The 26,652-nt window shown below is 64.7% G+C and carries 22 protein-coding genes and 1 pseudogene; 14 read left to right on the top strand and 9 right to left on the bottom strand.

Going from position 1 to position 26,652, the window contains the following annotated elements; translation table 11 throughout:
• Positions 1 to 8 precede the first annotated feature (8 nt).
• Genes Q1A71_RS21580 through Q1A71_RS21560 form a run of 5 tightly spaced genes read left to right on the top strand, consistent with a single transcriptional unit; the run spans position 9 to position 5,360 of the window.
• Positions 9 to 1,364: an FAD-binding oxidoreductase gene (locus tag Q1A71_RS21580; protein ID WP_299681700.1), complete on the top strand. Its 1,356-nt coding sequence runs from the start codon at positions 9 to 11 to the stop codon at positions 1,362 to 1,364.
• The gene (locus tag Q1A71_RS21575; protein ID WP_299681697.1) at positions 1,361 to 2,824 is read left to right on the top strand and encodes an aspartate aminotransferase family protein; all 1,464 of its coding nucleotides are present in this window, start codon (positions 1,361 to 1,363) and stop codon (positions 2,822 to 2,824) included. Before Q1A71_RS21580 ends, Q1A71_RS21575 begins: the two co-directional genes overlap by 4 nt.
• Before the next feature lie 33 nt (positions 2,825 to 2,857).
• On the top strand, positions 2,858 to 4,186 hold the full coding sequence (locus tag Q1A71_RS21570) for an FAD-dependent oxidoreductase (RefSeq protein ID WP_299681694.1): 1,329 nt from the start codon (positions 2,858 to 2,860) through the stop codon (positions 4,184 to 4,186).
• 11 nt (positions 4,187 to 4,197) lie between these two features.
• Positions 4,198 to 5,022, top strand: a complete 825-nt coding sequence (locus tag Q1A71_RS21565) for a class I SAM-dependent methyltransferase (protein ID WP_299681691.1) — start codon at positions 4,198 to 4,200, stop codon at positions 5,020 to 5,022.
• Complete coding sequence (locus Q1A71_RS21560) at positions 5,022 to 5,360, top strand: SMR family transporter (RefSeq protein ID WP_299681688.1); 339 nt, start codon at positions 5,022 to 5,024, stop codon at positions 5,358 to 5,360. The genes Q1A71_RS21565 and Q1A71_RS21560 overlap by 1 nt, the downstream gene beginning before the upstream one ends.
• 9 nt (positions 5,361 to 5,369) lie before the next feature.
• Here the strand turns inward: Q1A71_RS21560 and Q1A71_RS21555 are convergent, their stop codons facing one another.
• The 3 genes from Q1A71_RS21555 to Q1A71_RS21545 all read right to left on the bottom strand — a co-directional run bounded on the left by Q1A71_RS21555 (position 5,370) and on the right by Q1A71_RS21545 (position 8,519).
• Entirely contained in the window at positions 5,370 to 6,212 is an 843-nt protein-coding gene (locus Q1A71_RS21555; RefSeq protein ID WP_299681685.1) for a sulfotransferase, read from the bottom strand.
• A gap of 106 nt (positions 6,213 to 6,318) precedes the next feature.
• Complete coding sequence (locus Q1A71_RS21550; protein ID WP_299681682.1) at positions 6,319 to 7,254, bottom strand: sulfotransferase; 936 nt, start codon at positions 7,252 to 7,254, stop codon at positions 6,319 to 6,321.
• A complete protein-coding gene (locus tag Q1A71_RS21545; protein WP_299681679.1) occupies positions 7,254 to 8,519 on the bottom strand; it encodes a glycosyltransferase family 4 protein in 1,266 nt (421 codons plus the stop codon). The genes Q1A71_RS21550 and Q1A71_RS21545 overlap by 1 nt, the downstream gene beginning before the upstream one ends.
• Positions 8,520 to 9,101: 582 nt before the next feature.
• Here Q1A71_RS21545 and Q1A71_RS21540 point away from each other — a divergent pair.
• The gene (locus tag Q1A71_RS21540; protein ID WP_299681676.1) at positions 9,102 to 10,016 is read left to right on the top strand and encodes a hypothetical protein; all 915 of its coding nucleotides are present in this window, start codon (positions 9,102 to 9,104) and stop codon (positions 10,014 to 10,016) included.
• A gap of 65 nt (positions 10,017 to 10,081) precedes the next feature.
• On the opposite strand, the gene Q1A71_RS21535 is transcribed toward Q1A71_RS21540, so the two are convergent.
• Both Q1A71_RS21535 and Q1A71_RS21530 read right to left on the bottom strand, forming a co-directional pair.
• A complete protein-coding gene (locus Q1A71_RS21535; RefSeq protein ID WP_299681673.1) occupies positions 10,082 to 12,316 on the bottom strand; it encodes a hypothetical protein in 2,235 nt (744 codons plus the stop codon).
• A 98-nt stretch (positions 12,317 to 12,414) separates the two neighbouring features.
• Complete coding sequence (locus tag Q1A71_RS21530; RefSeq protein WP_299681670.1) at positions 12,415 to 13,785, bottom strand: oligosaccharide flippase family protein; 1,371 nt, start codon at positions 13,783 to 13,785, stop codon at positions 12,415 to 12,417.
• A gap of 267 nt (positions 13,786 to 14,052) precedes the next feature.
• Between Q1A71_RS21530 and Q1A71_RS21525 the strand changes: the two genes are divergently transcribed.
• The 5 genes from Q1A71_RS21525 (at position 14,053) to Q1A71_RS21505 (ending at position 19,929) form a co-directional block, all read left to right on the top strand.
• A complete protein-coding gene (locus Q1A71_RS21525; RefSeq protein WP_299681668.1) occupies positions 14,053 to 15,216 on the top strand; it encodes a glycosyltransferase family 2 protein in 1,164 nt (387 codons plus the stop codon).
• Positions 15,213 to 16,655 (top strand): hypothetical protein, encoded by a 1,443-nt coding sequence (locus Q1A71_RS21520; RefSeq protein ID WP_299681666.1) that lies wholly within the window; start codon positions 15,213 to 15,215, stop codon positions 16,653 to 16,655. Before Q1A71_RS21525 ends, Q1A71_RS21520 begins: the two co-directional genes overlap by 4 nt.
• Positions 16,656 to 16,924: 269 nt before the next feature.
• A complete protein-coding gene (locus tag Q1A71_RS21515) occupies positions 16,925 to 18,292 on the top strand; it encodes an arylsulfotransferase family protein (RefSeq protein WP_299681663.1) in 1,368 nt (455 codons plus the stop codon).
• On the top strand, positions 18,289 to 18,534 hold the full coding sequence (locus Q1A71_RS21510) for a hypothetical protein (protein ID WP_299681660.1): 246 nt from the start codon (positions 18,289 to 18,291) through the stop codon (positions 18,532 to 18,534). The genes Q1A71_RS21515 and Q1A71_RS21510 overlap by 4 nt, the downstream gene beginning before the upstream one ends.
• Positions 18,535 to 18,540: 6 nt before the next feature.
• Positions 18,541 to 19,929 (top strand): sulfotransferase, encoded by a 1,389-nt coding sequence (locus Q1A71_RS21505; RefSeq protein ID WP_299681658.1) that lies wholly within the window; start codon positions 18,541 to 18,543, stop codon positions 19,927 to 19,929.
• Between the two features lie 4 nt (positions 19,930 to 19,933).
• Here Q1A71_RS21505 and Q1A71_RS21500 read toward each other — a convergent pair whose 3' ends face one another.
• The 4 genes from Q1A71_RS21500 to Q1A71_RS21485 are packed head-to-tail and all read right to left on the bottom strand — an operon-like array spanning position 19,934 to position 24,253.
• Positions 19,934 to 20,923: a glycosyltransferase gene (locus Q1A71_RS21500; protein WP_299681655.1), complete on the bottom strand. Its 990-nt coding sequence runs from the start codon at positions 20,921 to 20,923 to the stop codon at positions 19,934 to 19,936.
• The gene (locus Q1A71_RS21495) at positions 20,899 to 21,756 is read right to left on the bottom strand and encodes a sulfotransferase domain-containing protein (protein ID WP_299681652.1); all 858 of its coding nucleotides are present in this window, start codon (positions 21,754 to 21,756) and stop codon (positions 20,899 to 20,901) included. The genes Q1A71_RS21500 and Q1A71_RS21495 overlap by 25 nt, the downstream gene beginning before the upstream one ends.
• Before the next feature lies 1 nt (position 21,757).
• A complete protein-coding gene (locus tag Q1A71_RS21490) occupies positions 21,758 to 22,720 on the bottom strand; it encodes a glycosyltransferase family 2 protein (RefSeq protein WP_299681649.1) in 963 nt (320 codons plus the stop codon).
• A 9-nt stretch (positions 22,721 to 22,729) separates the two neighbouring features.
• On the bottom strand, positions 22,730 to 24,253 hold the full coding sequence (locus tag Q1A71_RS21485) for a hypothetical protein (protein WP_299681646.1): 1,524 nt from the start codon (positions 24,251 to 24,253) through the stop codon (positions 22,730 to 22,732).
• A gap of 246 nt (positions 24,254 to 24,499) precedes the next feature.
• Here Q1A71_RS21485 and Q1A71_RS21480 point away from each other — a divergent pair, with 246 nt between their 5' ends.
• From Q1A71_RS21480 to Q1A71_RS21470, 3 genes and pseudogenes are all read left to right on the top strand, one after another.
• Complete coding sequence (locus Q1A71_RS21480; protein WP_299681643.1) at positions 24,500 to 24,760, top strand: hypothetical protein; 261 nt, start codon at positions 24,500 to 24,502, stop codon at positions 24,758 to 24,760.
• A 96-nt stretch (positions 24,761 to 24,856) separates the two neighbouring features.
• Positions 24,857 to 25,231, top strand: a complete 375-nt coding sequence (locus tag Q1A71_RS21475; protein ID WP_299681640.1) for a hypothetical protein — start codon at positions 24,857 to 24,859, stop codon at positions 25,229 to 25,231.
• Positions 25,231 to 26,652: pseudogene (locus Q1A71_RS21470) on the top strand (hypothetical protein); the annotation flags it as partial. The gene Q1A71_RS21475 and the pseudogene Q1A71_RS21470, both read left to right, overlap by 1 nt.

The following is a 26,652-nucleotide window of genomic DNA, read 5'->3' as shown; positions in this document are numbered from 1 at the left end:
GAAGGGGCTTGCAATATCGTCATCATCCCACCGATGAACTCTTGAGTGGCTGGGGCCGCTACCCGGTCTTGAAATGTGTCACACATGCCCCTGAAACCTGTGAGGGTGCGCACCGGGTGCTGGAGACCGGCCCCGTTATCGCGCGCGGCGCCGGGCGCGCTTATGGTGACAGTGCGCTGCAGGCGCAGGGTGTGATCCGGACAACGCAGATGGGCCGGGCGGTCTCGCTTGATGCCGCCTCCGGCGTGCTGGAGGCCGAGGCTGGTGCGAGTTTCGCCGATGTGCTGGCGATCACGGTGCCGCAGGGCTGGTTCGTGCCGGTGACGCCGGGTACGAAATTCGTCACCCTGGGCGGTGCGGCAGCCGCGGATGTGCATGGCAAGAACCACCATGCGGCCGGCGCCTTCGGAGATCATGTGCTCTGGCTGGAGCTGATGGGTGCAGACGGCAGCCTTCGGCGCTGCAGCCCGACCGAGGACCCGGCTCTTTTTGAGGCTACTCTGGGTGGCATGGGGCTGACCGGGATCATCCGGCGTCTGGCGCTGCAGATGATCCCTGTCGAGACCGCATGGATGCGTCAGGAAACCGTGATGGCGCCGGATCTTGAGGCGGCCTTTGCCGCCTTCGAGGCCTCGCAGGACTGGACCTATACGGTGGCCTGGATCGATGCGCTGGCCGGTGGCGCGGCGCAGGGGCGCACGGTGCTGTTCCGCGGAGAGCACGCGCGCCTCGATGATCTGCCTGCTGCGCGCCGCGCCCGTCCGCTGGAGGCCCCAGCCCGTCGGCGACTGTCAGTGCCCGCCAATGCCCCCAACCTCCTGCTCAACCGCTGGAGCGCCCGCGCCTTCAACATGGCCTACTGGCGGGCACAGCGCGGCAAGACAGAAACACAGCTGGTGGATTACGACAGCTATTTCTATCCGCTCGACGCGGTCTTGCACTGGAACCGGCTCTACGGGCGGCGCGGTTTCGTCCAGTATCAATGCGTCCTGCCGCTGGCTGCCAGCCTGCGCGGGTTGCGCCAGATGCTTGATGCGATCCGGGCCTCCGGTGAAGGGGCCTTCCTCGCCGTGCTCAAGCTGATGGGCGCACAGTCGCGCACCGGGCTGTCTTTCCCGATGCAGGGCTATACGCTGGCGCTGGATTTTCCGATGACGAAGACGCTGCCCAGGCTGCTGCACCGTCTCGATGCCATCGTCACCGCCTACCAGGGGCGCATCTATCTGGCCAAGGATGCGCGGATGAGTGCCGAAACCTTTCGGCGCGGATACGACGACCTGGAGAATTTCGAGGCGCTGCGCCGGGATATCGGGGCCGCCGGGGTTTTCAAATCGCACCAATCTGAGAGACTTGGGCTATCATGAACAAGACACCGATCCGCACCGAGGAGGCCACGCCCGTGGACACCACCCCGGCTCCGCCCCCGCCTGAGCTGCTGACGCTCGAAGACGCGTTTGCCATGAGCAACGAGAAGGTGGCGGAGCTTTTCAAGGCGCATCTCAACCCTGCGCAATACGGGCTCTTCCGGCTTCTGGGCTTTCACAAGATCACCCTCTCCAAGGCGGAGGGGATGTATTACTACGACCAGAACGGGCGAGCGATCCTCGATTTCTTCGGAGGCTTCGGCTCCATTGCGCTGGGGCACAACCATCCGCGCATCCTCGCCGCCCGCAAACGGTTCCAGGAGGAAAAGCGCCACGAGATCGCCATCGCCTTCATGTCGCAATATGCCGCGACGCTGGCGCATAACCTGGCACAGATCGCCCCCGGCACGCTCGATCACGTGTTTCTGTCGACCGCCGGATCGGAAGCGGTGGAATATGCCCTGAAGATCGCCGAACGCGTGGCGGGGCCCGGGCGCAAGAAGATCCTCTTTGCCGAAAAGGCCTTTCACGGCAAGACCCGCGGCTCGCTGTCGATCACCGACAGCCCGCTTTATCAGAACGACTTCACCCTGATGACCACCACCGTGAAGGTCCCCTTCGGCGACATCGACGCGCTGCGCCGCCGTCTGGAGGGCGACCCGGAGATCGGGGTTCTCATCCTCGAGACCATCCAGGGCGGTGCGGGCATCATCACCGCACCGCCGGACTACTGGCAGGAGGTGCGCAGGCTCTGCGATGCGCACAAGGTGGTCTGGATCGCCGACGAGGTACAATGCGGCGTGGGCCGGACGGGCAAGTTCTTTGCTTTTGAGCATGCAGGCGTGGTGCCCGATGTGGTCACGCTTGCGAAATCGCTGGGCGGGGGCAAGGCGGCTGTCGGCGCGGTCATCACGCGCAAGGACTTCTACATGCAGGCCTATGGCGACCCGAAGACGGCGATCATCCATGCGCAGGCGACCTTCGGCGGCATGGGCGAAAGCTGCGCCACCGCCATCGAGACGCTGAACACGATCTACGACGACGACCTGCTGGAGAATGCCGCCAAACAGGGGGCCCTGCTGATCTCGGAGCTGAAACGTCTGCAGGCGAAGTTCCCGCATATGATCAAGGAGGTGCGCGGCGAAGGGCTGATGGTGGGGCTCGAATTCCAGGATTTCAGCCAGACCATGCCGGGGCTCTTCCGCGGTGTGCTGTCGAAGGCGGACGACAAGCTCAAAGGGTCTCTGTGCGGCTTCATCGGCTCTATTCTGCTGCGTGACTACGACATCCTCGTGGCGTTCACCGAATACAACCGCAATGTCATCCGGCTGGAGCCACCGCTCATCGTGACCGAAGAGGAGGTGCGCCGCTTCATCGCCGCTCTGGAAAAGCTGATGGGCCGGGGCGTGACGGCGATTGCCACCAGCTATGTCAAAGGGTTCGTGACGCAGGGCGGCTAGGCCCTGTGGTATTTTTGAAGAAAGGGTATTTTTATGTCAGACCATCCCGTTGTGATCGTTGGGGCCGGATATGCCGGTCTGGTTGCTGCCACACGGCTGCGCGAGCAGGGCCTTCCTGTCGTTATCTTCGAGGCCTCGGGCAGTGCGACCGGGCTCGCCGCCACCTTCACCGACATGGACGGGTTCAAATACGATTTCGGCACCCACCTCATCACCAACCGGCTGGCGGAAACGCTCGGGGTGACCGACCAGTGCCGGGATGTGGAATATTTCGGCGAAAGCATCGTGCTGGGGGGAAAAACCTATAGCTACCCCTTCGGGCTTGCCACCGTACCCCGCTACACACTGAGCGCGCTGAAAAGCCGCCTGGTCGAGGCATCGGGGGTCCGCCCCGGGGGCCACAAGGATGCCGCAAAATGGGCCGAGGCCACCGTCGGGCCCGAGATGGCGCATGACGTGGCCATTCCGCTGATGGAAGGGCTCGCCGGTGCCAGGGCGGAAGAGCTGTCTCCCGACATCGGCAACAAGCTTCCGGGCGTGCTGCACACGCTTTACCTGCGCGCCATGGGGCGGATGAACAAGAAAGCCGTGGCAATCGGCTACTGCCAGGATCTCCCCGAGACGCCCAAGGTCTGGCACGCCTATCCCGAAGGTGGCATTGCCGCGATCTGCAAAAGCCTCGTGGACCGGCTCGACTGTGACATCCGGCTCAACACGCCGGTGAAGAAGATCGTGATCGAGGACGGCCGCGCCATTGGCGTGGAAACCGCGGACGGCGTCCAGCCCGCATCGGCGGTTATCAGCACCGCGCCGGTGAACATCCTGCCGCGGCTTGCACCCGATGCGGATGTGCTCAAACCGCTTCTGGATTTCCGCTATTCCAACGTGGTTTTCGTCAACCTCTTCCTCAAGGGCCGCAACCTGATGCCCGATGTCGCGGTCTGGTTCCCGGAGGAGAAATACGACTTCTTCCGCGTCCAGGAACCACCGATTTCGCTGCCCTGGACCGCGCCCGAGGGCAAGACCTATTTCTCCGTCGATATCGGGGCGGAGGCCGGCAGCGAATTGTGGAACATGGAGGATGATGCGCTCGCCCAGCGGATGCTGGAGCAGCTCTCGGACGTTGTGCCCGACATCACGGACCGCTTCCTCGACGCACGGGTGCTGCGCACCAAGATCGCCTATCCGGTCTACCGTCTGGCCTATGAGGAGGTGCGGCGGGAGTTCAATAAATCCACCGGCGTGCCGGGGCTCTACAGCGTCGGGCGCAACGGCGAGTTTGCCCATATTCTGATGGAGGACGTCTATCACCGCACCCGCAAGCGGATGGAAACCGTGATCGAAGATCTCAAGGCCGCCTGAGAGGAGAGACCATGACATCCAGCGCCCGGCCCCTGATCCTCGGAGCCCCCTACCGCCCGGCCCATGAAGAGAACCGCATGCGCAACGAAGGCAATGTGCCCGAAGCGCGTAAAGCCTTCTATGCCGGGGCGAACAAGAACCTTGTCTTCCTGCTCGACAACCGCTTTCGCTGGATGCAGCGGTTCATCGACCCCGACACCGCGGAAGGGGTCGAGCTGGGCTGCGGGCAGGGCTACGGCAAGGATGTGCTGAAGGCGAAATCCTACCTGCTGACCGACTACAACGAATATGACTGGCTCGACGTTAAGATGGTCGATGCGCTGGAGACGCCCTTCAAGGACGCGCAGTTCGATTTCGTCATCGCCTCGAACATGATCCACCATGTGCCCTACCCGCCGAAATTCTTCGCCGAGGTCCGCCGTATCCTGAAGCCCGGCGGTAAACTCCTGGTCCAGGATGTGAACGCCTCGGTGCTGATGCGGATGATGCTGCACATGATGCGGATCGAGGGGTATTCCTACGACGTCGATGTGTTTGACGACAGCAAACCGGTGAACGACCCCTCCGATCTGTGGTCGGGCAACAACGTGGTGCCGAACCTGCTCTTTGACGATGCCGCAGCATTCGAGACACGCATGGGGGGCTTCAAGGTGCTGGAGCAGGGGTTTTCCGAAACGCTCGTCTATCTCGCCTCGGGCGGCGTGACCTCCAAGACCTTCTTCATCCCCCTGCCCCGGCCTGTGCTCCAGGTGCTGCACGGGATCGACAAGGTGCTGTGCGGGGTGGCTCCGCAGGTCTTTGCGCTGCAGCGCCGGGCCGTGCTGGAGAAGATCTGATGAATGCCTGGGTTCTTCTCGGAATTGCTGCGGCCGTGAATGCCACGGCAGGGATTCTGCTGAAACAGGGCCGGGTGGTCGCGGACGGTGCGCCCATCCTGCAAATGGCTTTGTCTCCGTGGTTTCTCGGCGCTTGCCTGTGCTACCTGGGCAATGTCTTTCTCTTCGCCAAGACGCTCGATTATCTGCCGGTGAGCCTGGTCTACCCCGCCTATGCGGGCGCGGGCTTTGCCATGATCGCGGTGGCGGGCAACCTGCTTTTCAACGAGGATCTGGGGGTCAACCAATGGGCTGGCGTCGCCCTGATCTTCGCGGGAATCGTCGTGGCGTCGCGCTGACAGCGCAGGTCAGACGGTTTTCCAGTCGCTCAGATCAAGGCCGAGAAGCGCCTCGGTCCTGTCGATGCTGTCGAGAAAATACCGCTCCAGCAACGCGTGGCGCGTCTCCCGGCTGACCGGTGCGCGTTCCACCTCGGTGGACATGACACTGTTGAGACGGCGCAGGGTGCGGTCGGACAGAAGTTTCTGCAGCGGTCGCCGCAGCGCAGGCGTGCCGGCAAGGAAGGCATGCAGCCGGGGAAAGCGCTGTGCGCGGGTCGTCTTTGCGCTGGTGCTGGCCAGCCGGACCTCGGTGTTGATGGTCATCGGCGGCAGGCCGAGCCAGTCCAGCGCGCTGTCGACCTCTGCCTGCGGATCTGCCCTGAACGTCTCGAACCGGACGAAGTGGAACTGATCCAGCGAGAAATGCTTCAGATACTGCTGCATCTGCAGATCATACTGTCCGGTCGCCACATAGGTGTCGTCGGTGGCCACCGCCTGCATCAGATCGCGCGGCGCGCCGTAACGCTGTGCGTTCCAGTGATACTGGCTGATCAGCCGGTCCACCGGGTTGCGCAGCGTGTAGATAAAGCGCGGCGTCTCGCGCCCGACGTGTTCGACGATGCGCGCGGGCACACCGCCATGGCGCGGATAGCGCGTGTAATTGATCGACCCGTCCAGAAGATAGCGGTCGCCGCCCTGCGGCGGGCCCAGCTCATGCAGCCGTTTTTCGACGTCTATTCCATCGAGCAGGAGGTTGATTTCCTTTTCCCGAAAGCTTCCGATGTCGGGGTGCCCGGCCAGGTGCCGGTGAAATGAGGTGGACCCACCTTTCTGTGTCCCGATGATGAAGAGATTGGGAAGTCGGGTCATGAAACGCTCCGGAAATCGATGGGTCCTCTGGTTCCAGTGGACCGGTCCTGTGTCAAGCCATCCGTGAGGGCGGGCTTTTCCGTGAAAGCCTGGGCGCGGGCGCAGATCATTTCAGATGGCGGATGCGATTTGCATCCATGCGTTGCCGGGCGGATCGCCCGAGATGCGACAGCCCGATCCGGGGCGCGAGCTTCACCAGAAGCGGGTCCACCAGCCCGTGACGCCGGAACCGCCAGGCCCAGACCACCCGCTTGTTGTTCAGCCAGAGCCGGGCCCGCTCCACGGCTGAGGGCGGGGCCTGCGGATGGCCGGAGGGCGCATAGCCGCTGTCCTGCAGCAAAGGCCCGATCTTGGCTTCGACCAGCCCCACGTCGCGCGGGCTCTGTTTGCGCTTCCACTGCGTGATCAGGCGTGGATCGGGTTTCGAATAACTGCTGTCCGCATCATAGGCGAGCATGTCGGGATGAAAATCGAGCCCGACGAAGCTGCAGATCGCCCCCAACGTTTCCTCGGGAGACACGATGAGATCCTCGTAGCGGATCACCAGCCGCTGTGCGTCCGGCAGCTGCGGCAGCGCCCTTTGCCAGTCGCGCTGCGTGCCGATCCAGTGATCCACCCCGTAATAGGTGTTGCCCGCCCATCCCATGCCGATAGAGGAGCGCGCCACGTCGCGCGGGTCGCGCATCAGGTGCACGACACGCATGCCCGGGAAGACCTCGAGCGCCCTGTCGAGATGCCGGTGCAGGATCACCGCGGCCATCCCGTCCTCTGGCCCAGCCACACGGGCGACGAAATCCTGTGGCCCCGGCTCGGACAGCGGGTGATCGGGATAAAGCGCCTCATGCGCCCGAAAGATCCGGTCGGCCTGCAGCGCTGCGCGGTCATAACCGCCCGTGGCATCGAGATGATCGATGAGGAAATCCATCTCACCGGGACAGGTGATCCGGGGGTGGCCATCCAGCATCAGACGCAGAAGCGTGGTGCCGGAGCGCAGCGCACCGAAAACGATGAACGCGCGCGCAGTGATATCGGCCTCGGCCATCAGCTGATCTCCTCTGGCTGGAGGGGGGCCGGGCGCAGATCCTCCCCCGGTCCCGCGCAAAACAGCCGTGCGATGCGCGCGGCCTCGATCCTTGCATCGAACTCTGCCTGCACCGTCTCGCGGCCCGCCGCCCCCAGCGCCCTGCCCGCCTCCGGATCCGTCGCCAGGCGCTCGATCGCTGCGCGCAGCCCCGTGACGTCCCCGGCATGCACCAGATACCCGGTACGTCCATCTTCGATCAGCTCCGCGACCCCCGCGACACGGGGCGCGATGGCGGGCTTGCCGGCGGCCAGCGCCTCCATCAGCACCACCGGCAATCCTTCGGCGAAACTCGGCAGCACGAAGGCATCGGCCTGCGCCAGAACTTCGGCCACTTCGTCCTGCGAGAGGTATCCGGTGAAGCGCACTGCCTCGCCCATCGGCGCGGCCAGCGCCTCGAGATGCGCCCGGTCCTCGCCATCGCCGACGATGGTCAGCCGCAGGCCGGGGTGGGTCTCGCGGGCCGCTGCCAGCGCATCGAGCAACACCCTGAGCCCCTTCACCGGTGCCAACCTGCCGACAAAGAGAAGATGCAGCCCGTCCGCGCCATCACGGGGGGTATCCGGCGCCTGCGCATAGGTTTCCGGCACCACGCCGCAATGCACGATGCGCAACCGCGGCCAGTGGGCGGGATCGGAAAACAGCATCCCCTGCGCGCGCGCGAAATGGCTGATGCAGGACACGAAACCGGCGCGCGCGATCTTGTCGCCCAGACGCCAGCGGTGCGGCTCGTAAAGATCGGCGGGCCCGTGCAGCGTGAAGCTGAAGGCGATCTCTGCCAGTTCGGCCGTCAGCATCGCGACCGTGGCACTGGCCTGCGCGAAATGGCTGTGCAGATGCGTGACCCCGCGCGCCCGCAGGTGCCGTGCGAGTACAAGCGCTTCAGCCAGATAAAACAGCTGGTAGAGCCCCGCGCCAAGGCCCGGTGCCCGGGTGTTCCAGGCCAGCCCGAGCGCCCGGAAGAACAGACCGGGCCGGGCCAGGGCGGCGACCAGAGCCACCGGCAGGTTCAGGCCACGGCGCGCGGTCTCCAGAAGATAATACGTTGTCTCCGCGGCAGCGCGTTCCGCCGGACCACGCAGATGCTCCGGCCCCGGACGGCGCACCGACACGGTTTCAACATCAAGCCCAAGCGCCCGCAGCCCCTCGACTTCCCGCAGGATGAACGTATGAGACACCCCTGGATAGATCGCTGTGAGGTAGGCGATGCGCACTGGCTTTGACATCACAAAAGAAACATCCTGAAACTGGTCTTCCGGCTTATGTCGAAGGTCGGCAAATGAGTAAAGTCTGGCAACCCGTCCGAGGACGACGGGCGCGGCGGGGCAAACACCAGTCCAATACCTGCAATGTCTGAAGAGATGGAAAACGTTCCTGCTTCATATTTATGATCGCTCCGGTCCGCCATCGTCCTGCACCCCGACCCTGGCCCTGATTGGGCGATGGGACCCGCGCCTTCGCTCTACATCCATACCCTGCCCCTCGGGCCCGCTTCGGTGATCAATGCTGGAAAAGGGCTGGAATTGTCCACGAATCGCACGACGCCTTATTCCTCGCATCCCTCCGAACACCTGGGTAACTCTATCAATGGTTGTAAAGACGTACCGGAAAGTGACGTTTTTAACCGGTTTCCAAATGATTTGGCAGGTTCACGCGTATTCAGCATGGCGCAGCCGGTCATATCAATTTATTATAAACGCATTAGACATTCCGAGTTCCACCAGTAACCAGCACAAAGATGAGAAGAGTTACAGATTATGCGCTTTGAAAGATCATCTTGCACATTCAGGTCAACACCGCGCACCGCTTTGTCGGCCCTTGCGCTGCTCACCTGCGCCGCGGTTGCGCCGGGTCAGTCGAAGGCTCTTGGTCTGGATATCTTCCTGATCGCGGAACAATCGGTTCCGACAACCAGTTCGGTTGCGCCGCTGACGGTCGGCACACAGACGGTCTACCAGCTTGGCAATCTGAACGGCAACGACAAGGCCACGTCAGCCTCTCTGGTGGCGCAAAACTTTTCCTTTGATATCGACACGGCGCTGACCTTTTCATCGCTGACCGACCCGAGCTCCGGGCCGTCAAGTGCCGACCCAACCGGCCCCTGGCGCACGGATCAGGGCGAAAACGGGGCCGCAGCAAATGCCAGCGGCGCAGCCGGTGACCCCGCCTATGTCAATTCGCAAATCTCGACCTGGGACAACTCGGGGATCTCCGGCACCACGGTCGAGGCTGACGAACAGCTTGATTTCGGGCGTAACTCCTTTGTCACCTTCAACTCCGTGTTGGGAGGGTTCACAGACCTCGTCATCGCGGATCTCGGCGGAATCGATCCTTTCAAACTGAGCCTGTGCAGCGATGCGGACTGCTCCGTTGCCACCCAGGTCTTCGACGGCTTCACCAAAGGTGTTCGCAACTTCCTGACAGACACTGGACTGTTCGCGCTGGACGACAGCGGTGAAGCCAGCACGCAGGATCAGACCTGGCTCTTCCGGTTCCACAGTCCCGTCACGGATTACGTGCGTGTGACTGAATCCGGCCAGCGCAAGATTTTTGGCGGAAGTCGGCTTCAGGCGGATTTCATCGGAGCGAAATCAGTTCCCACCGACACCAATGGCGATGACAACGACAACACGCCATCGCCCGTGCCGGGGCCGGCCAGCCTGCCGCTTCTGGCGGGCGGTATCGTGCTGCTGGGCTGGGCGCGGCGGCGCCGGACCCGCTAGATCGACAACCGGACGGTTTTTTCTAAGGGCGGTCTGCAAGGCCGCCCTTTTTTTATGAGACGGGCTCAGGGTTCGACCGCACCGCGTGACGGATCACCGGAGGGCGCATCGGGATGCCAGGTGCCGGGCCTCAGCCGACCCAGGAAATCATAAGCCGCAATCAGGTCACCCCGCGCGCTGCCCCGGGCCCCCGCCCCCGGCAGCGGTGAGTAGAGCGCGATTGTTCCGGGCGGATGTGCATATTGCGTCTGCATCGCCGAGGGCGTGCTGCCGCGATCACAATGCAGGATGAAATCCGCGCCCGCAGGCCAGCGCGCCGGGCTGGTGTTTGTGACGCGCACCCCCTGCGCCTCGAAGCGGATGTCCACATCACCGCTCAACGCATCAAAGCTGCGCCGTTTCCCGGCGATGCTGACGATCATCGCATGGCGCCCCGCCTGCCCGGCAAAATCTCCCGGGCCCAGCGGGATATCGAAATAATCCGTCCAGTAGGGCACCAGCAGCGTGTCGCCGGGAAACATCTGCCGGGGCAGCCTGCCCTTGCCGAACCGGGCCCACCCGATCCGTGCGCCCCGATAGCGTGCGTCCCAGCCGAGCGATGTGGTCTCCAGCGGGCCATCCCCGGTGGGATCTATGTCCAGGGCCGGTGCCCAGAGCAGATTGTTGCTTTCCCGGATCTGAGTGAACCGATCCTCCGAGGTGACCACCGTGCCGGGCCCATGCTGGGCATTTTCATCCCGGCGCAGCAGGATGAAGCTGTTGTTGTAGACCAGGAAGGGCATGTCGCGTGTCGCGCGCTCCCCCTCTTCCCGTGCCAGGGAGACAAAGCCGCGAAAGCCCGCACCGGTGCGTGGCGGTTTCGGGGTGTCGTGTTCCAGCACGATGTTGTTGCGGATGCTGGCCGCCCCGCCGCGCAGCCCAATCGCCCGGCCTGTCGTGGGGTTCGAGACGATGTAGTTTTGCTCGATCAGCAAATTCATCGGCACCGGCGCGCCCTTGGTATCCCGCACGATCATGCCTTCGATGTGGTTGCGCGCGATCACCGCACGCATATCGGGCACGTTGTTGCGGTTGATCCGGAAGGCGGGGTTGTCGAAGACCTTCTGCATCGCCCAGCCGTGACGCATGAAGATATCGTTGGAGGCGACGTAAAGGCGGCGCGCGCTGCAGCGGATGAAGTTATGCGCGTTACGCCCGTAAATATTGTAGGAGGTCACCGCCCGGTTTTCACCGCCGTTGAGCGCCTGCAGGTTCTGCACCACCCGGCAGCCGGTGATGGCCACATCCACCTCGTCGCGCGGGCCCAGCAACAGGAAATCCTTGAAATCGGTCTTGTCGTAGGCATTGAAGAACGTCATCGCCCGGACGCCCGTCTGCTGGCTGGGTGGGCGGCTGTTGACGGTGACCGCACAGCCCTCCTCGCGGCAATTATGCAGAAGCAGCGCGGCGTTGCCGCGGGTGGCGACCACGGCTTCGGTTTGCGCGGACTGCCACAGTTCGGTGGTGGGGTCCCAGCCGCCCCGGAACTGCAAATCCTTCAGCACCAGCGCGCGCCCGTCCCACTTGGGATGCAGCAGGAAAAGGCCCGAGGCATTTTGCGTCAGGTCAATGAGCGGCCGGGGCCCCTGCCCCCAGGCACCGATATGGCAATGCGCCGACTGGTTGCGGAACTGCAAGGCGCGGTCGCGCGGGGGCACATGCGCCTGTCCGCGCCGCAACAGGATCTGCACCTGCGGCACTCCCAGCGCCTTGTACCGGCGAAAGGCGTCCTGCAACGTGCGCACCGCATTGCGCGGGTGATGCCCAGGCGCGCCGGAAAAATCACCGTCGGCAGCGACCACGATGGTCCCGTCCGGACCGAAGGCCCGCGCCGGATCCCCCACCTCCACCGTGATTTCGGCGCGCCCCCGGCGACCATCGGGGGCAAAGGCCTCCACCGCGACCCGGTGCCGGCCTGGTGTCGTGAAAACACGCGCGATGAAGGGGCCCATGGCCTGATCCGTCCGGCGGTGCGCCGCAACGAGGTGCTCGGGCGTCTGCATCGGCCCTTCGTCGAGCAGCGACCAGACGTAGGTGATCTCGTGAAACTCCGGCCGGTAAGCCGCCGGATAGCCTGCGCTCCCCGCGCGCGCTGTTGGCGCGGGAACCGCCTCGAGAAACACGCCCATGGGCGCGACGGCCAGAGGCGGGGCGGTCAGCCGGATGGACAAATCGAGCGTCTGCGACCCACCCTGCCGCGGCAACGCCGGCAGCAGGGCTGCGGCGGACAGGATCTGAAGGGCAGTGCGGCGCGTGGTCATAACATCAGGCCTTTCGAAGAGCGCAGAATGTCAGGTCCCTTCGTGCCGGACAAGGGCCGGACGCCCGGTGCGCAGATCAGGGGCAGAGAGACAAGGCTTCAGGCGCCGCCTGTCATAACCCGGGCCACCGCATCGGGATGCACGCTCAGCACCACAGCCGCGATGACCGCAGCCAGCAGGACATAGAGCCCATCATGCACCGGGTCCCAGCCTTTGTGGCGCCGCACCAGAAACACGTTCAAGGGATAGACGATGAAAACGGCCAGCGCCGGTGCCGCGATGGCCCCGAGCAGCCCGTAATTCTGCACGCCGATCCACAAAAGGCCGATCTGGACCAGGGCCGTGGTGATCAGCAGGATGGTGAAACTGCGTGAATCGCCGGTCCCGAGCAGCAGGCTGCTGTAGGCTGCGGTGATCACCAGAGGCATGCCCGCGAGCGCCACCAGCACCAGGATCGGCCCGGCAAGATGGTACTCGGGCGTATAGAGTGTCTGGATCAGCCAGTCCCCGGTCAGCCCGAAGGCGAAGCTGATCATCAGCATGCCGCCCGTCATGGCAAGGCGCACCCGGGCGATGTTGCGCCGGTTCTCGTCACTTTCAGCGGGCGGCTTCTCGGCATAGAGCGGAAACAGGATACGCCGCCCGAAGAGCCGGTTGAAGGCCATCGGCACCGACGCCATCAGCCAGCCGATGTTGTAGATCCCCAGCTCCGCGAGGCTCACGAACTTGCCCAGGATCGCCCGGTCCCCCTGATTGATGAAGAACCCGGCGATGGAGCTGATGAAGATATATTTGCCGAAATGGAAGATGTCCCAGAACACCTCCCAGTTCCAGGCCAGCCGGTTGCGCGCGCCCGGCAGCGCAAGATGGGTCAGCGTCACCTTCGCGAGATTGGCGGCAATCCCCCCGAAGATCAGCCCCCAGACCGACTGCAGCCAGAGCGCCATGCCGATGTTGACCAGAATGCCAAGCGCCTGCGTGCCCAGCCCGATGGCGGTGATCCGGCCAAGCAGGATCTTCTTGTTGGCGGTGGCCTCCTTGGTGGACGTAAAGCCCGAAATCAGCATGGAGAGCGTGGCAACGGGCAGAAGCTGCGCCAGCATCGGCTCGTCATAGAACCGCGCGGCGGGGGCAGCGAGCAGCAGCGCCGCCACATAAAGCACGGCGCCGCGCAGGATCTGCACCGTCCAGGCCGTGTTGAGATACTCGGGGTCGTGGCCACGCTTGCTCTGGATGATCGAGGCGTTCACCCCCATGTCCGAAAACATCTCCAGCGCGCCGACGAAAACGGTGATCAGCGCCATCATCCCGAAGGCTTCGGGAAAGAGGATCCGGGTCAGGATCAGGTTGGAGGCCAGCCGCAGCCCCTTGCTGCCGCCGAAATTGACGACCGTCATCATGGTGCCGCGCAAAACACGCGCCCGCGCGCTGTCGCCGCGCATCAGAGCCAGGGGGGAAAACAGGGCCATCTGGGAATTACTCGTCGTCGGTCACTCGTGCCGGACATCCTGGGAAGACTGTCCTGCTCTGCAGCAGTACTGCAAGTGCTTCGGTGATCCCAGCCCAAAACAGGGGGACAGTTACCGGCGTGGCCCCATATGCGAATTGGTCACGGAAGATCACAAGTTTACCAATAAACAAGCGTTTTATCGACAAGCTGTGCCTGCTCGGCCATGTGAAAGCAGTATTCTTGCAGCATCGACACGGCCCATGATACCCGTCCACAAGGACACCGCATGACAACAGTGACAGAAGACATGACCGACCGGTTGGCGCCCCCTTCGACGGATCTCTGCGATGTCCACTACACAGTCGGGATCAGCATTATCGTGCCGACCTACCGGGAAGCCGAGAACATCCCGCATCTTCTGAACCGGGTTGATCAGGTCCGAGAGCGCGCGGGGCTGACGCTGGAGGTGATCTTCGTCGACGACAACAGCCGCGACGGCAGCGTCGAAGCGGTGGAGGCTGCCGGCTTCGACTGGGCGCGCATTCTCGTGCGGGAGACCGACCGCGGCCTCAGCTCAGCGGTGGTGGACGGCTTCCGGGCGGCGCGCTACCCGGTGCTGATCTGCATGGACTGCGATCTCAGCCACCCGCCGGAAACGATTCCCAATCTGGTGCTGGCGCTGCATTCAGGCCAGCAGTTCGTCATCGGCTCGCGCTATGTGCCCGGCGGCTCCACCGACGACGACTGGGGGTTCTTTCGCTGGTTCAACAGCTTCGTGGCCACCGTCCTGGCCCGGCCCCTGACCGCGATACGCGACCCGATGTCGGGGTTTTTCGCGCTGCGCAAATCCGATTTCGACAAGGCCCGGGATCTCAACCCGGTGGGCTACAAGATCGCCCTGGAGCTGATCGTGAAATGCGGCTTCGAGAACGTCGGCGAAGTCCCCATCCATTTCACCGACCGGCAGTTCGGCGAGAGCAAGCTCACCCTGGCCGAGCAGCTGCGCTATATCCAGCACCTGCGCCGCCTCTACATGTTCCAGTTCGCCGGCATGATGTATCTGGCGCAATTCCTCGTGGTGGGCGCCTCGGGTGTGGTGGTGAACCTCTCCGTGCTCAGCCTGGCGTTCTGGGCGGGTCTGCCCGAATGGCTGTGCCTGGCCAGCGGTATCTGCGTCAGCCTGGTCACCAATTTCCTGCTGAACCGGCGGTTCACCTTCTCCTATGCGCGCCATGAACCCATGCTGCGCCAGTTCCTCGGCTTTGTCAGCGCCTCGGTGCTGGGCCTCGTGGTCAACTACTGCGTGGCACTCGGCCTGCGGATGAGTGTTCTCTCCGACGGGGTCTATGCGCTGCAGCTCGCCGCCCTCGTCGGCATTGCGGCGGGGATGGGCTTCAACTTCCTCGGGGCCCGCTATCTGGTCTTCCGCAAGCGGTTCCTGCGTAAATGAGACCCGCCACGCTGCTCTTTGTGCTGCTGATGCTGGTGCCGCTGCCGTTCCTGCCGGAATTCGGCGGTGCCAATTCCTCCACCCGGCTGATGCTGTCAGACGCGCTGGTGGCAGAGGGCACAACGCGGATTGATCGCCACGCCGCGCTGACCGTCGACAAGGCTCAGGTCGGGGCGCATTACTACTCTGACAAGGCGCCCGGCATGGCGCTGCTCGCGGTCCCGGCCTATGCCGTGGGGCGCGCCGTCGCCCCGGAGGCCGCAGCGGCCCTTTTCCAGCTCGATGCGCCGCTTGACACGCTGCCCCGCGGCGCGGCGCTGATCTGGCGGGCCATCGCCTGGACCACGGGCGGGCTGCTGATGGCGCTGGCCGGCGCGGCACTCTACCGGGCCGGGCTGCGACTGGGAGGCGACCCGCGGGCCGCGCTGATGGCAAGCCTCTCGGTGTGCCTGGCCACGCCGGTGCTGGGGTGGTCGGTGCAGTTCTTCGGACATGTGGCCGCGGGCGCGGCGCTGGCCATCGCCTTCGCCCTCGCCACCGGGCTGGCGCGCGCGCCCACGCGGCTGCCGCAGGGCCTGCGGGCCCCGCTGGCGGGGGCGGCGCTCAGCCTTGCGGTCAGCATCGAATATACCGCCGCCCCCCCGGCGCTGATGATTGCGCTTTACGCGCTGTGGCGGCTGACGCTGCTGCCGCGGGCGACGGCGTGGCGGCTTTTCGCGCTGGCCTTCGGGGCTGCGATTGCCGCCGCCTTGCCGATGATGGTCTATCATTGGGCCAGCTTCGGCAGCCCGTTCCGGGTCGGGTATTCCTCGGTCGTGGGCTTTGAAGGCATGCAGGAGGGCTTTCTCGGCCTTACCCGGCCCGATCCGGCGGTGCTGTGGCAGATTCTGTTCAGCATCCGCCGCGGCATCCTCTGGCTTTCACCGCTGCTGGCCCTTGTCCCCATCGGCATCTGGTACGGGCTGCGCGCGCCCGGCCGGGGCGGTGCGGGCCACCGGGCGGACATGGGTCTCTGCCTCGCCGTGATCCTCTATTATTTCCTGCTCAACGCCTCCTATTTCTACTGGGGCGGCGGTGCCTCGGTCGGGCCACGCCATACCATGCCCGCGGTCTTCTTCATGTTCCTGCCGTTGCTGTGGCTCTGGACGCGCTGGGACGGTCGGGCGCGGCGCATCCTGCAGGGGCTGTTCGGCCTGTCGCTCTTCTTCAGCCTTGCCTGCGCCAGCATGACCATGACCGTACCCAGCGGGATGCGCTTTCCGCTCAAGGATCCGATCCTGGAAAACCTGCTGACCGAGCGGAATGCGTTTTTCCGCATGGCCCATTGGGAGCTGTCCCCGGCGCTGGTCTTCGGCGCGTGGCTCCTCGCTTCGCTGGGCCTGGCGCTGCTGACCTGGCGCCGAACAACCGTTGAGCAAAGCGCAGACATTTCCCGCTGATCCAGGCCGGATCAGAACCGCCTGGCTTGAATATGTCGGGAATTCGACCTAGCGTTTCAAATGCAGTATTTGTTTATGCGATTGAGTGACAGTATGATTTCAGACATCGGTTTTTTGTGTTCAGACGGGTATCGCGACAGGTCATATTTTCGACCTTCGGCACCGATCTGCCGGAAGAACGGCCAGATCCGGAATATCCTTTCGACATGGCACGCCAGCCAAGTATCACTGGACCGGCTTGGCTCATCCATCAAGGGGAGGTTCCTGACATGAACTGGGTCGCCCGGTTTGCCCTTCTCTATCTCGTTGCCGCCGCCTTCTTTGCCTGGGGTGTGGCCTCGGTTACCTTTCAGGTCTTTCCCTACGACCAGATGAAATCCGTGGTCGATTTCGTGCGCGGCGACCAGGACGAAGACCTTTCCATCGCGCAGAAGCTGCAGAACGATCTCGGTGGCACACCCACCCGCATGATGCGCCAGTACCAGCCGCTCGATGGTGAGAAGTTCGAGGACTTCCCGCTGACCGGCGTCACCGCGCGGCGCGGTGTGCCACAAATCTGGATTGCACCGGATGCGCCCCCCGCCTACCGGCTTCTGATCGCCGCCTTCGATTTCGAAGAGGCCTTCTGGGGCGCGATCCTGATCGACCCGCAGGGCCGCGAATTGCACCGCTGGTATCTGAATGCGGAGCTGCCCGAACTGATGGAGCTTCCCGATACCGAAGAGGACACGCTCAAGAACCTCTATGGCGCAGCACTCTTTCCCGATGGATCCATGGCGATCAACCTGCAGGAAAGCGCCGGTGGCCTCATCAAGTTCGGCTATTGCAGCGAAGTCGACTGGGTCAAACAGGGCATCTTCCACCACGTGGCCACCCCAACCGAAGACAACACCGCCTTCTGGACCTATGGCGGCTATCAGGGGGATCTCCACCCGATACTGATCCTGATCGATGCCGAGACCGGCGAGACCCTGCGCGAAATCGACATGGCGGATGTGGAACAGGCCAATGTCCGCATCCCGATCTTCGATTTGCGCCGCGGCCGGCGCGGCGATCAGGCCACCCATCCCAACCATATCGAAGCGCTGCCCAGCGATCTGGCCGAGGCCTTCCCGCAATTCGAAGTCGGCGATCTGGTGCAGAGCTATCACACCACCAACCTGATCTTCGTGATGGACCCCGATACGCTGGAGATCAAATGGTGGTATTCGGGCGCCGGTGACGGGCAGCACGATCCCGACTGGCATGCCGACGGAACAATCTCGATCTACAACAACCGCTACCGCTCGGACCGCCGCGGTCTGCCGGAGTTTTCCACCATCGAACAGATCGACCTGGCTGCCAACACCCACCGCACATTGATCGACGGGGCCGACCATAATTTCTACTCCCGGATCAACGGCCAGCACCAGTTCACGGACTATGGCACCGTGATCATCGCGAGCGCGACCCAAGGGCGGTTTCTGGAGGTCGATCTGGAGACCGGCGAGCTCGTGTTCGATTTCGTGAACGTCTACGACCGCACGGACGGGCGCGCCCTTCACGTGAGCGAGGCCTTCGTGCTAGATCAGGCCACCGTTGACCGCTGGCTTCAGACCGACTGCAGCACCATTCAGTCTCAGGGAGACAAATCATGATCGAGAAATTCACGTCGCCCGCGCTCCGCTTGCTGACGCTGGCCGCTCTTGTCACGCTGGCGCTGCCACACGCGGCCCATGCCTATGTGGGCCCCGGGCTCGGGTTGGGCGCCATCGCGGTGATCCTCGGGATCATCGGGTCAATCCTGCTCGCCGTCTTCGCGGTGCTCTGGTATCCGATCAAGCGGATGATGAAGAAGCGCAAGGCTGCAGCAGAGGCCTCCCAACCGTCCAAGGACTGACCCTGAATGAACTGGCTGTTTGCCGCGCTGGCCGGGATCGGCTTTGTCGAAATCCTGATGCGCGTGCAGTTCTTTGCGACCCTCGGGCGCTTTCAGCACATTCTGGCCCGTGTGCCCGCCATCCTGCGGTCCGAGCGGATTTCGGACCACTGGAAGGAAAAGGTCCTGCCGCGCTATGCGCTGATGATGCTGCGGACCACGGGACGGGTTGCCGTCAGCCTGCTTGCCGCCTTCGCGCCCTTTGCCCTGCTGGCGGGGCTCGCGCATCTCATGGGCGTTGCCTTCCTCGACTTCTCGATGTCCTGGGCGGGTCTCATCTTCATCACCGTTGTTGCCCTGGCCTATGCCAAGCTGCGCCCTGTCGGAGGATCCTCGGACTACGGCGCGGGCGCGCAGCTGCTGCACCGGCTGGCGCTCGGCAGCCGGGCGGTGGCCGAGGTCTCGATGGACATCGACCAGAAGCTCTATCCGGTCGACAGGGATCGCGTGGCCCAGGAGCCCCACGTCTTCGTTGCAGGGCTCGCCCGCGCGGGCACCACGATCCTGATGCGCCAGCTTCATGCCACGGGCGCCTTCCGGTCGCTCACCTACCGTGACATGCCCTTCGTGTTGGCGCCGAACCTCTGGGCGCGGCTCAGCGGCGGCGCGCGGCAGCAGATGGCCGCACAGGAGCGGGCGCATGGGGATGGCATTCTGGTGGATTTCGACAGCCCCGAAGCCCTGGAAGAAGTCTTCTGGCGCGTCCAGTGCGGGGAGAGCTATATCCACGCCGACCGGCTGACCCCGATGCAGGTCCCGTCCGACATACGGGCGGCGTTCCAGGGCTATGTCGCCTCGATCCTGCGCGCGGCGGAGGGCAAAAGGTACCTGTCGAAGAACAACAACAATATCCTGCGGCTGCCGGAGATCGCCGCCGCCTTCCCGCAGGCGGTGCTGCTGATCCCCTTCCGCGACCCGTTGACCCATGCGCGCTCACTCATGCGCCAGCACCGGGACTTTCTGGCCCGCGACGCAGAGGATCACTTTGCGCGGCAGTATATGACCTGGCTGGCGCATCACGAATTCGGAGCCGACCACCGGCCCTTCGTCTTCACTGAGGCGCCACCCGAAGGCGATCCGGCCAGCGATCTCGACTACTGGCTGAGGCTCTGGCGCGCGACCTACGAGGCCCTGCTGCGCACAGCCCCCGATGCGGCCGTCTTTGTCTGCTACGAAACACTGTGTGATGACACCGAGACGGTCTGGCCGAAGCTCTGTGCCCGGCTCGATCTGCCCGAGGCGGCTCCGGCCGAGACGCTCCGCCGTCCGGACCGTCCGGCGGCAGAGCCGGATGAAACGGAGCTTCTGCAGGCCTGCCGCGCGCTTTACGGCGATCTGCGCGCCCGCGCGATCTGAGGCGTTACTTGTATTCGATCAGCGCCGGGCGCGCCCCGGTGAGGCGGCGCCACCCGTAGGTCAGAACGCCCTGTGCCTCGGGCAGTTTGCCGAAGGTCATCGCCAGCGCCTGCGCACCATCACCATAACGGCGCCACAGCCGCAGCACCTGCACAGGCCAGATCAGCAACAGAGCCAGCGCAGCCGGCCACCACAGGACCAGCGCCGCCAGGGTGAGCAGAGGCAGCCCCAGCCCCCAAAGCAGCGCCCGCCGGGTTGGCGCCACATTGTGCCGCTCAGGAGGGGCCCCGTGCAGCGCTGCCCCTTCGGCATAGGCATGGCCCGCACGCCGCGCCCGCTGCCACCATTGCCCCACCGTCGTGATCGCGGCATCGTGCAACGTCATTTCCGCATCGAGCCGCCAGATTTTCCATCCCGCCGCACGCAGCCGCACGCAAAGCTCCGGCTCTTCGCCCGCGATGAGGCCAGGATTGTAGCCCCCCACCTCCGCCAGCGCGGCCGCCCGCATCAGCGCATCGCCGCCGCAGGCCCGCGCCTCCCCCACCGGCGTATCCCATTCCCGGTCAATGAGCCGGTTGAAGACGCTGGCCTCGGGGAAGCGCTCGCGCCGGCGTCCACAGACCACCGCCACCTCCGGATGCGCCGCCAGAAACGCCACCGCCGCCGGGATCCAGCCCGGATCGAGCGCGCAGTCCCCGTCGACGAATTGCACAAGCTCCGGCGTGGGCGCGTGCTCCATCAGCCGGGCCAGACCGGCGTTGCGCGCCCGGGCCGCCGTGAAGGGAACCGTAGTATCAAGCGCAACCACCTCGGCCCCGAGGTCGGTCGCCGCCGCCTGGCTGCCGTCGGTGGACCCGGAATCCACATAGACGATGCGGCCCACCTGCCCCTGCATCGAGGTCAGGCAGTCAATAAGCCTCTGGCCCTCGTTGCGCCCGATGACCACAGCGCCGATATGGGCCGCAGCTGTCACGCGGGCCGAAACGGATAGCACAGATCGAGTGCGGGATGGCCGGGAAAGACCTGCGCCAGCCCCGCGCGGTCTTCGAGGAACCGGGCCTGCATCCGGGCTTCGAGATCCGCCGGGATCTCTGGCCGGGCGGTCATTTGCCGGCGCGCCCGGATCTTCTCGCGCAGCGCTTTCGGCACCAACCCGCGGCGCAAGGCGCGCGCCGCGCGGCTGTCCACCAGAACCGACTGGAAGGGCAGCCGCCGGAACCGCGCGCCCGAGACGTTCTGCGCATCGAGACCCTCCTGCCAGGCCACGCCCTCCGGCAGACCGAGATGGGCCGCGACCCGGGCAAATTCCGCAACCGGGTCGGTCTGGAACGCCTCCAGGCAGGTGAGCAACACCGCCCCGCGTCCGTAGGCCTCGATGAAGGGCGCGATCTGCATGCCGTAGCAGCCGTAATCGACGAATTCGGTGCGGCTGCGGAAGGCTGCTTCGGCGTCATCCCCCACCACGCGCAGGGACCAGTCGTGAATATAGTGCGACACCGCCCGCGCCACCGGGTTGCGGATCATGTAGACAAGCTTTGGCGCGGCAAGCAGCGCGGTCATCCGCGCCAGTGTTTCGGGGTGGGTGGGCAGCTTGGTGTAATGGGTCGAAGCCTCCCCCTTCAGCGCCCCCGGCGGTGCCTGCGCGAAAAGCCCCTCGTACCACCCCTGCCCCTGGGCGAACACCGCGTCATCCGAGAAGTAGTTGGGCTCCTTCGGTGTCGACATGAACACACCCGCCTGCGCGGCAAGCTGGGCCGCCAGCGTCGTGGTGCCGCATTTCATGGCGCCGATCACGATGAAATCGGGCAGAGGTCCGCTGGTGGTCACATCATTCTCCCGGCGCGTGTCGCGGCCCCAGCGGGGTGCGGAAGTTGGTCCAGATGTCGCGCGCCTCCTGCTGAACCGCCAGATGAGGGCGGCCGCCGAGCAACGTCCGGGTCCGGGCCAGGACACGGCCCACATGCCAGGCGAGGTTGGCGCAGGTCAGCCCCGCCCGCCCGTGGGCCTGATAGAGAAACCGGGTGCGGGAGCTGTAGTAATAGGCCGGCAGACGTTTGCGCGCCTTGGCGTTCTTCTTCACCGGGCCGGAGCCGCCGCGAAAATGCACCGCCACCGCTTCGGGTGCCAGCGCGATACTCCAGCCGGCCCGGCGCGCGCGCAGGCAATATTCGGCGTCTTCGTAATAGAGGAAATACCCCTCGTCCATAGGCCCCAGGGCACGCACCATCTCGCCGCGCAGCAGGATGCAGGCGAAGGAGGCCCATTCGACCTCCGCCGGATCGGCCGGCGGGGACAGCGCCACCACGCGGCGGCGGAGCAGACGGCTGACCGGTCCTGCCCCCGCCGCGCGGTCCAACTCGCTCCAGGGGTTGTGAAAGCGGAACTGGCTGACCTGCACCTCACCCGCGTCCGTTTCGATCCGCGGTGCGATCAGCCCCGCCTGCGGCTGCGCCTCCGCTGCAGCAAGGATCGCGCGCAGAAAGCCCCGACGCAGCACCGCATCGGAATTCAGCAACAGATAATGCTCGGCCTCCACCGCCGCGATCCCCTGGTTGTGGCCACCGGAAAACCCGGTGTTGACCGGCGACCGCACCAGTTCGACGGGTGTCTCGGCGGGCTGGGCGGCGATCCAGTCGGCAATCGCCTCCGCCGAGCCGTCGCCGGAGGCATTGTCGACCACCACGATACGGGCATCGAGCGTGCCGATATCATCGAGCACTGACGCCACGCACCCCAGTGTCAGATCGCGCGTGCGATAGTTGATGATCGAAATGGCAAGCTTGCAGGGCATTGGCAAGTCTCAGGACGCGGAGTGGTTTTGCCCGGTATCACGCCGATACCGGGGGTGTATAGTGGACCGCTCCACCTTTGTTTTGAGCGGACGCTGCCGGGAGACGGGCTTCTTGCCGAAATCCCGTGCATAGCGTGACGCATCTTCGCCCTGCGGACGGCCGTCCTGCTCAGGCGGATCGAGGCCGCCCTCCCCGTCATCGTCCTCCGGCCCCCGTTCCAGACGGCCCCAGAGTGCGCCGACAATCAGAAACAGGATTGGCGAATGACCCGAGTTCGGGATGAGATCGATCATGTTGGCCGCCACGATGATCGACAGGATGGCGGTGTCACGGGTGATGCCGAGCCGGCGGCGCTGGAGGAACAACAGCACCATCGGCGCGGTCATCAGTCCGAATTCCCCGATGTAATGCACCCAGCCGACGCGACCGATCATGATCACCCAATAGCCGTCGGCGGTGGTAATGTCGTTGCCCTTCTCGTTGCGCACCCGCGACCGGCCGAACCCGCCCCAGCCGAAAACGGGCCGTTCGGCAGCGCGCGCCAGCATGATCTCCTCGTTTTCCACCCGGACCCGCAGCGAGCCTGCGCGCTTCTCGTCAACGCGCGCGGCCAGTTCCAGCGCCTTGTCGATCGGCACATACCCCCCGCCCCGCAGGATCGGATAGGTCAGCACGATCGTCCCGATGACCGCCGCCGCAAGGATCAGCAAACGGGTGTTGAGAAAGAACACCAGCGGCACGATGAGCGCCGCGATGATCACCGCACCGAGAGACTTGGTCAGCACCAGCGTCACGGCAAGACCGGCCGAGGCCACCATCGTGAAGCCCACTTTCCAGCCCATGCGGAACAACCCGACCGCGGCGATCAGCCCAAGCGCGAAGAACAGCGAAACACGCAGCCCATGCTCGAGAAACACCATCGGGCGCCAGCCGCCCCCACGCACGTGCATGCGCCAGTCATGCGGGGTGAAGCCATAGATCCAGCGGTTCAGGCGGGGGGACATGCGCACCTCGAACAGCGCCGGCAGCGCATAGATGCAGGCCGCGATGCAAAAGACGATCAGGATCAGCCGATGCGTCTCCGCCCGGGCGAAATACTTGCGTCCGATGAGCACGGGCAGGATCAGGATGACATAGCCGATCGCCATGGAAACGCCGTCATAGAGGCTGAGCGGGCGCTTGACCTCCTGCGGTGTGACGATCCGGTCGCCATTGGTGATCGCGGTCCCGATGGCCCCGAGCACAACCAGCCCGATCAGGATCCGTGCCAGCAGGCTCTTGGGCAGCAGCCCCGGCTGGTTCGGAGCAGACTCGCGCAGCGTCGCAAACAGCAGGACACCCGCCATGATAGTCATGACCGGGATGGCATGTTTGTCCATCGGCGGGATCATCGGGAAATCGATGGCAAATTTCACCGGCAGGAACATGTAACCCGCGAAGATCACGACCAGAATGGCCAGCGGCAGACGCATGTTGCGCAGGATCACCGCACTGATCGCAGGCCAGAGATAGAGCGCAAGCATCGGTGGCATTGAAACGCGGCATCCTTCGCTGATCAGGTCGAGGCACGGGTATAGCGCACGGCACCCCCGCTGAGAACATCCTCATCGCAGGAAAATATGTCCATTCCGTTCAAAATACGCGGAATTTCAGCCGTTTCCAGCTCACGTTCCTGCGCGCGCGGTCACGTCCGACAATCTTAACCAAATTTCCAGACAGTGTGCGCCGACCCAGCAGTACAGCTTTGAAATCCATGCAGCCTGAAGGAGAGATTCGAGATGACGGATGCCTTTGAAAGTTACCAGACCGGTCTCGAGAGCCCGGCTGTCCGCCTCATCCCCGTCACCCCCAGCGACACCGAGGACCTCACCGAAGCCAGTCGGGCGATCAATGTCGCCAGCGATGGGGCCCTGCGTGTCACCACGATCGGCGGGACAACGGCAACGATCCATGTGGCCGCCGGCATCGCCTTTCCGATCCGGGTGTCCCGGGTCTGGAGCACCGGCACCACGGCTTCGGGGATCGTGGCCCTCGCGTGATCCGGCCATTCCTGAAGCTCTGACCCCGGAGGGATCTCCCGTATGATTTCCATTTCAGTCGGTTTCACGACGGTATCCACCAGAAGCAGTGGCACGATGCAGCCCAGCCTGCTGCTTTCTGGTCTGAACGATGGAACGGCGGAGGTAGGGGACACCCTCTCCGCCAGTTTGTCGGACGGCACGGCAATCACCTCCTATGCCTGGGGCAGCACCCCCGGCGGCGCGGATTACGGAACGGCAAGCACGCTCAGCGTCCCGGAAGCCGCCGCCGGCAGCATACTCTATCTGGAGGTCGAAAGTGCCGCAGGTCCCTTCGCGACCGCGGTGCCTGTTGCCGCGGCTCCCGTTGTGATCACCGTGCTCAGCGAACGCGCCGACGCCATCAGGATCGAAAGCCTTGCTCCCGTGCCGGCCCGGCCCTCTCTGACCGCTGGTCCCGATACAGACGCAATCACCGTGGAGATTTCATAATGCCCCGCACCATCTGGACCAAGCCACAAGCGGATCCCAACGGATCCTGGACGCGCCACGAGGGAGACCCGCCCTTCAGCATTCCCGTAACCGGCGGCATCGCCTATGACCTCCAGACCGATACCGGCGAACGGTTCACCATCACACCACTGGTCGGTGTCCGCGCTCCGGAAATCGACGGGGTCCCCACCATCACAGGTCTCGCCGAAGCCGGCCAGACACTGACCGCCTCCGCGGCACCCTCCACCGGCACCGCGCCGATCACCACTGCTTGGCAGTGGCTGCGCGATGGCGTCGCGATCCCGGGCGCCACCGCGGCGACATTCGCCCTGGAAGGCGATGACGAAGGCACCGAGATCTCTGTCCGCCAAACCGACACGAATGCACAAGGCAGCGACAGCGCCATCTCGGCAAGTATTGCCATTTCCACCCGCGCGCCCGAGATCAACGGTGTGCCCACGCTTTCGGGCCTGGCCGAGATCGGCGAAACGCTGACCGCCTCGGCAGCACCGTCCACCGGCACGGCGCCCATCACCACCGCCTGGCAGTGGTTGCGCGATGGCGCCGAGATCTCCGGTGCCACCTCGGCGACGTTCACGCTGAGCGGCGGCGATGAAGGCGCTGCAATCTCTGTCCGCCAAACCGACACGAATGGGCAAGGCAGTGACAGCGCCACATCGGCGAGTATGGCCATCGCGGCCCGCGCGCCCGAGATCAACGGTGTGCCCACAATCACTGGCCTGGCCGAGATCGGTGAAACACTGACCGCCTCCCCGGCACCCTCCACCGGCACCGCCCCCATCACCACCGCTTGGCAGTGGTTGCGCGATGGCGCCGAAGTCCCAGGTGCGACGGCAGCGACATTCGCCCTGAGCAGCGGGGACGAAGGCACCGAGATCTCCGTTCGCCAGACAGAGACAAACGCAGACGGCAGCGACAGTGCCACATCGGCACGCATCGCCATTTCGGCCCGTGCCCCCGAGATCAGCGGTGTGCCCACGCTTTCGGGTCTGGCCGAGATCGGCGAAACGCTGACCGCCTCCGCGGCACCCTCCACCGGCACCGCCCCCATCACCACCACCTGGCAGTGGCTGCGCGGCGGGACCGAAATCCCCGGTGCCACCTCGGCGACGTTCACGCTGAGCGGCGGCGATGAAGGCGCTGCAATCTCCGTCCGCCAAACCGACACGAATGCACAAGGCAGCGACAGCGCCACTTCGGCGAGTATGGCCATCGCGGCCCGCGCGCCCGAGATCAACGGTGTGCCCACGCTTTCGGGCCTGGCCGAGGTCGGCCAGACCCTGATCGCCACCGCGGCACCGTCCACCGGCACCGCGCCCATCTCCACCACCTGGCAGTGGCTGCGCGGCGGGACCGAAATCCCAGGCGCCACTGCGGCGACGTTCACGCTGAGCGGCGGC

Origin of the sequence: uncultured Roseobacter sp., assembly GCF_947493125.1 — a bacterium.
Taxonomy (GTDB): Bacteria; Pseudomonadota; Alphaproteobacteria; order Rhodobacterales; family Rhodobacteraceae; genus Roseobacter.
The sequence above is the reverse complement of the archived record's forward strand: the minus strand, read 5'-3'. Positions and strand labels throughout refer to the sequence as shown.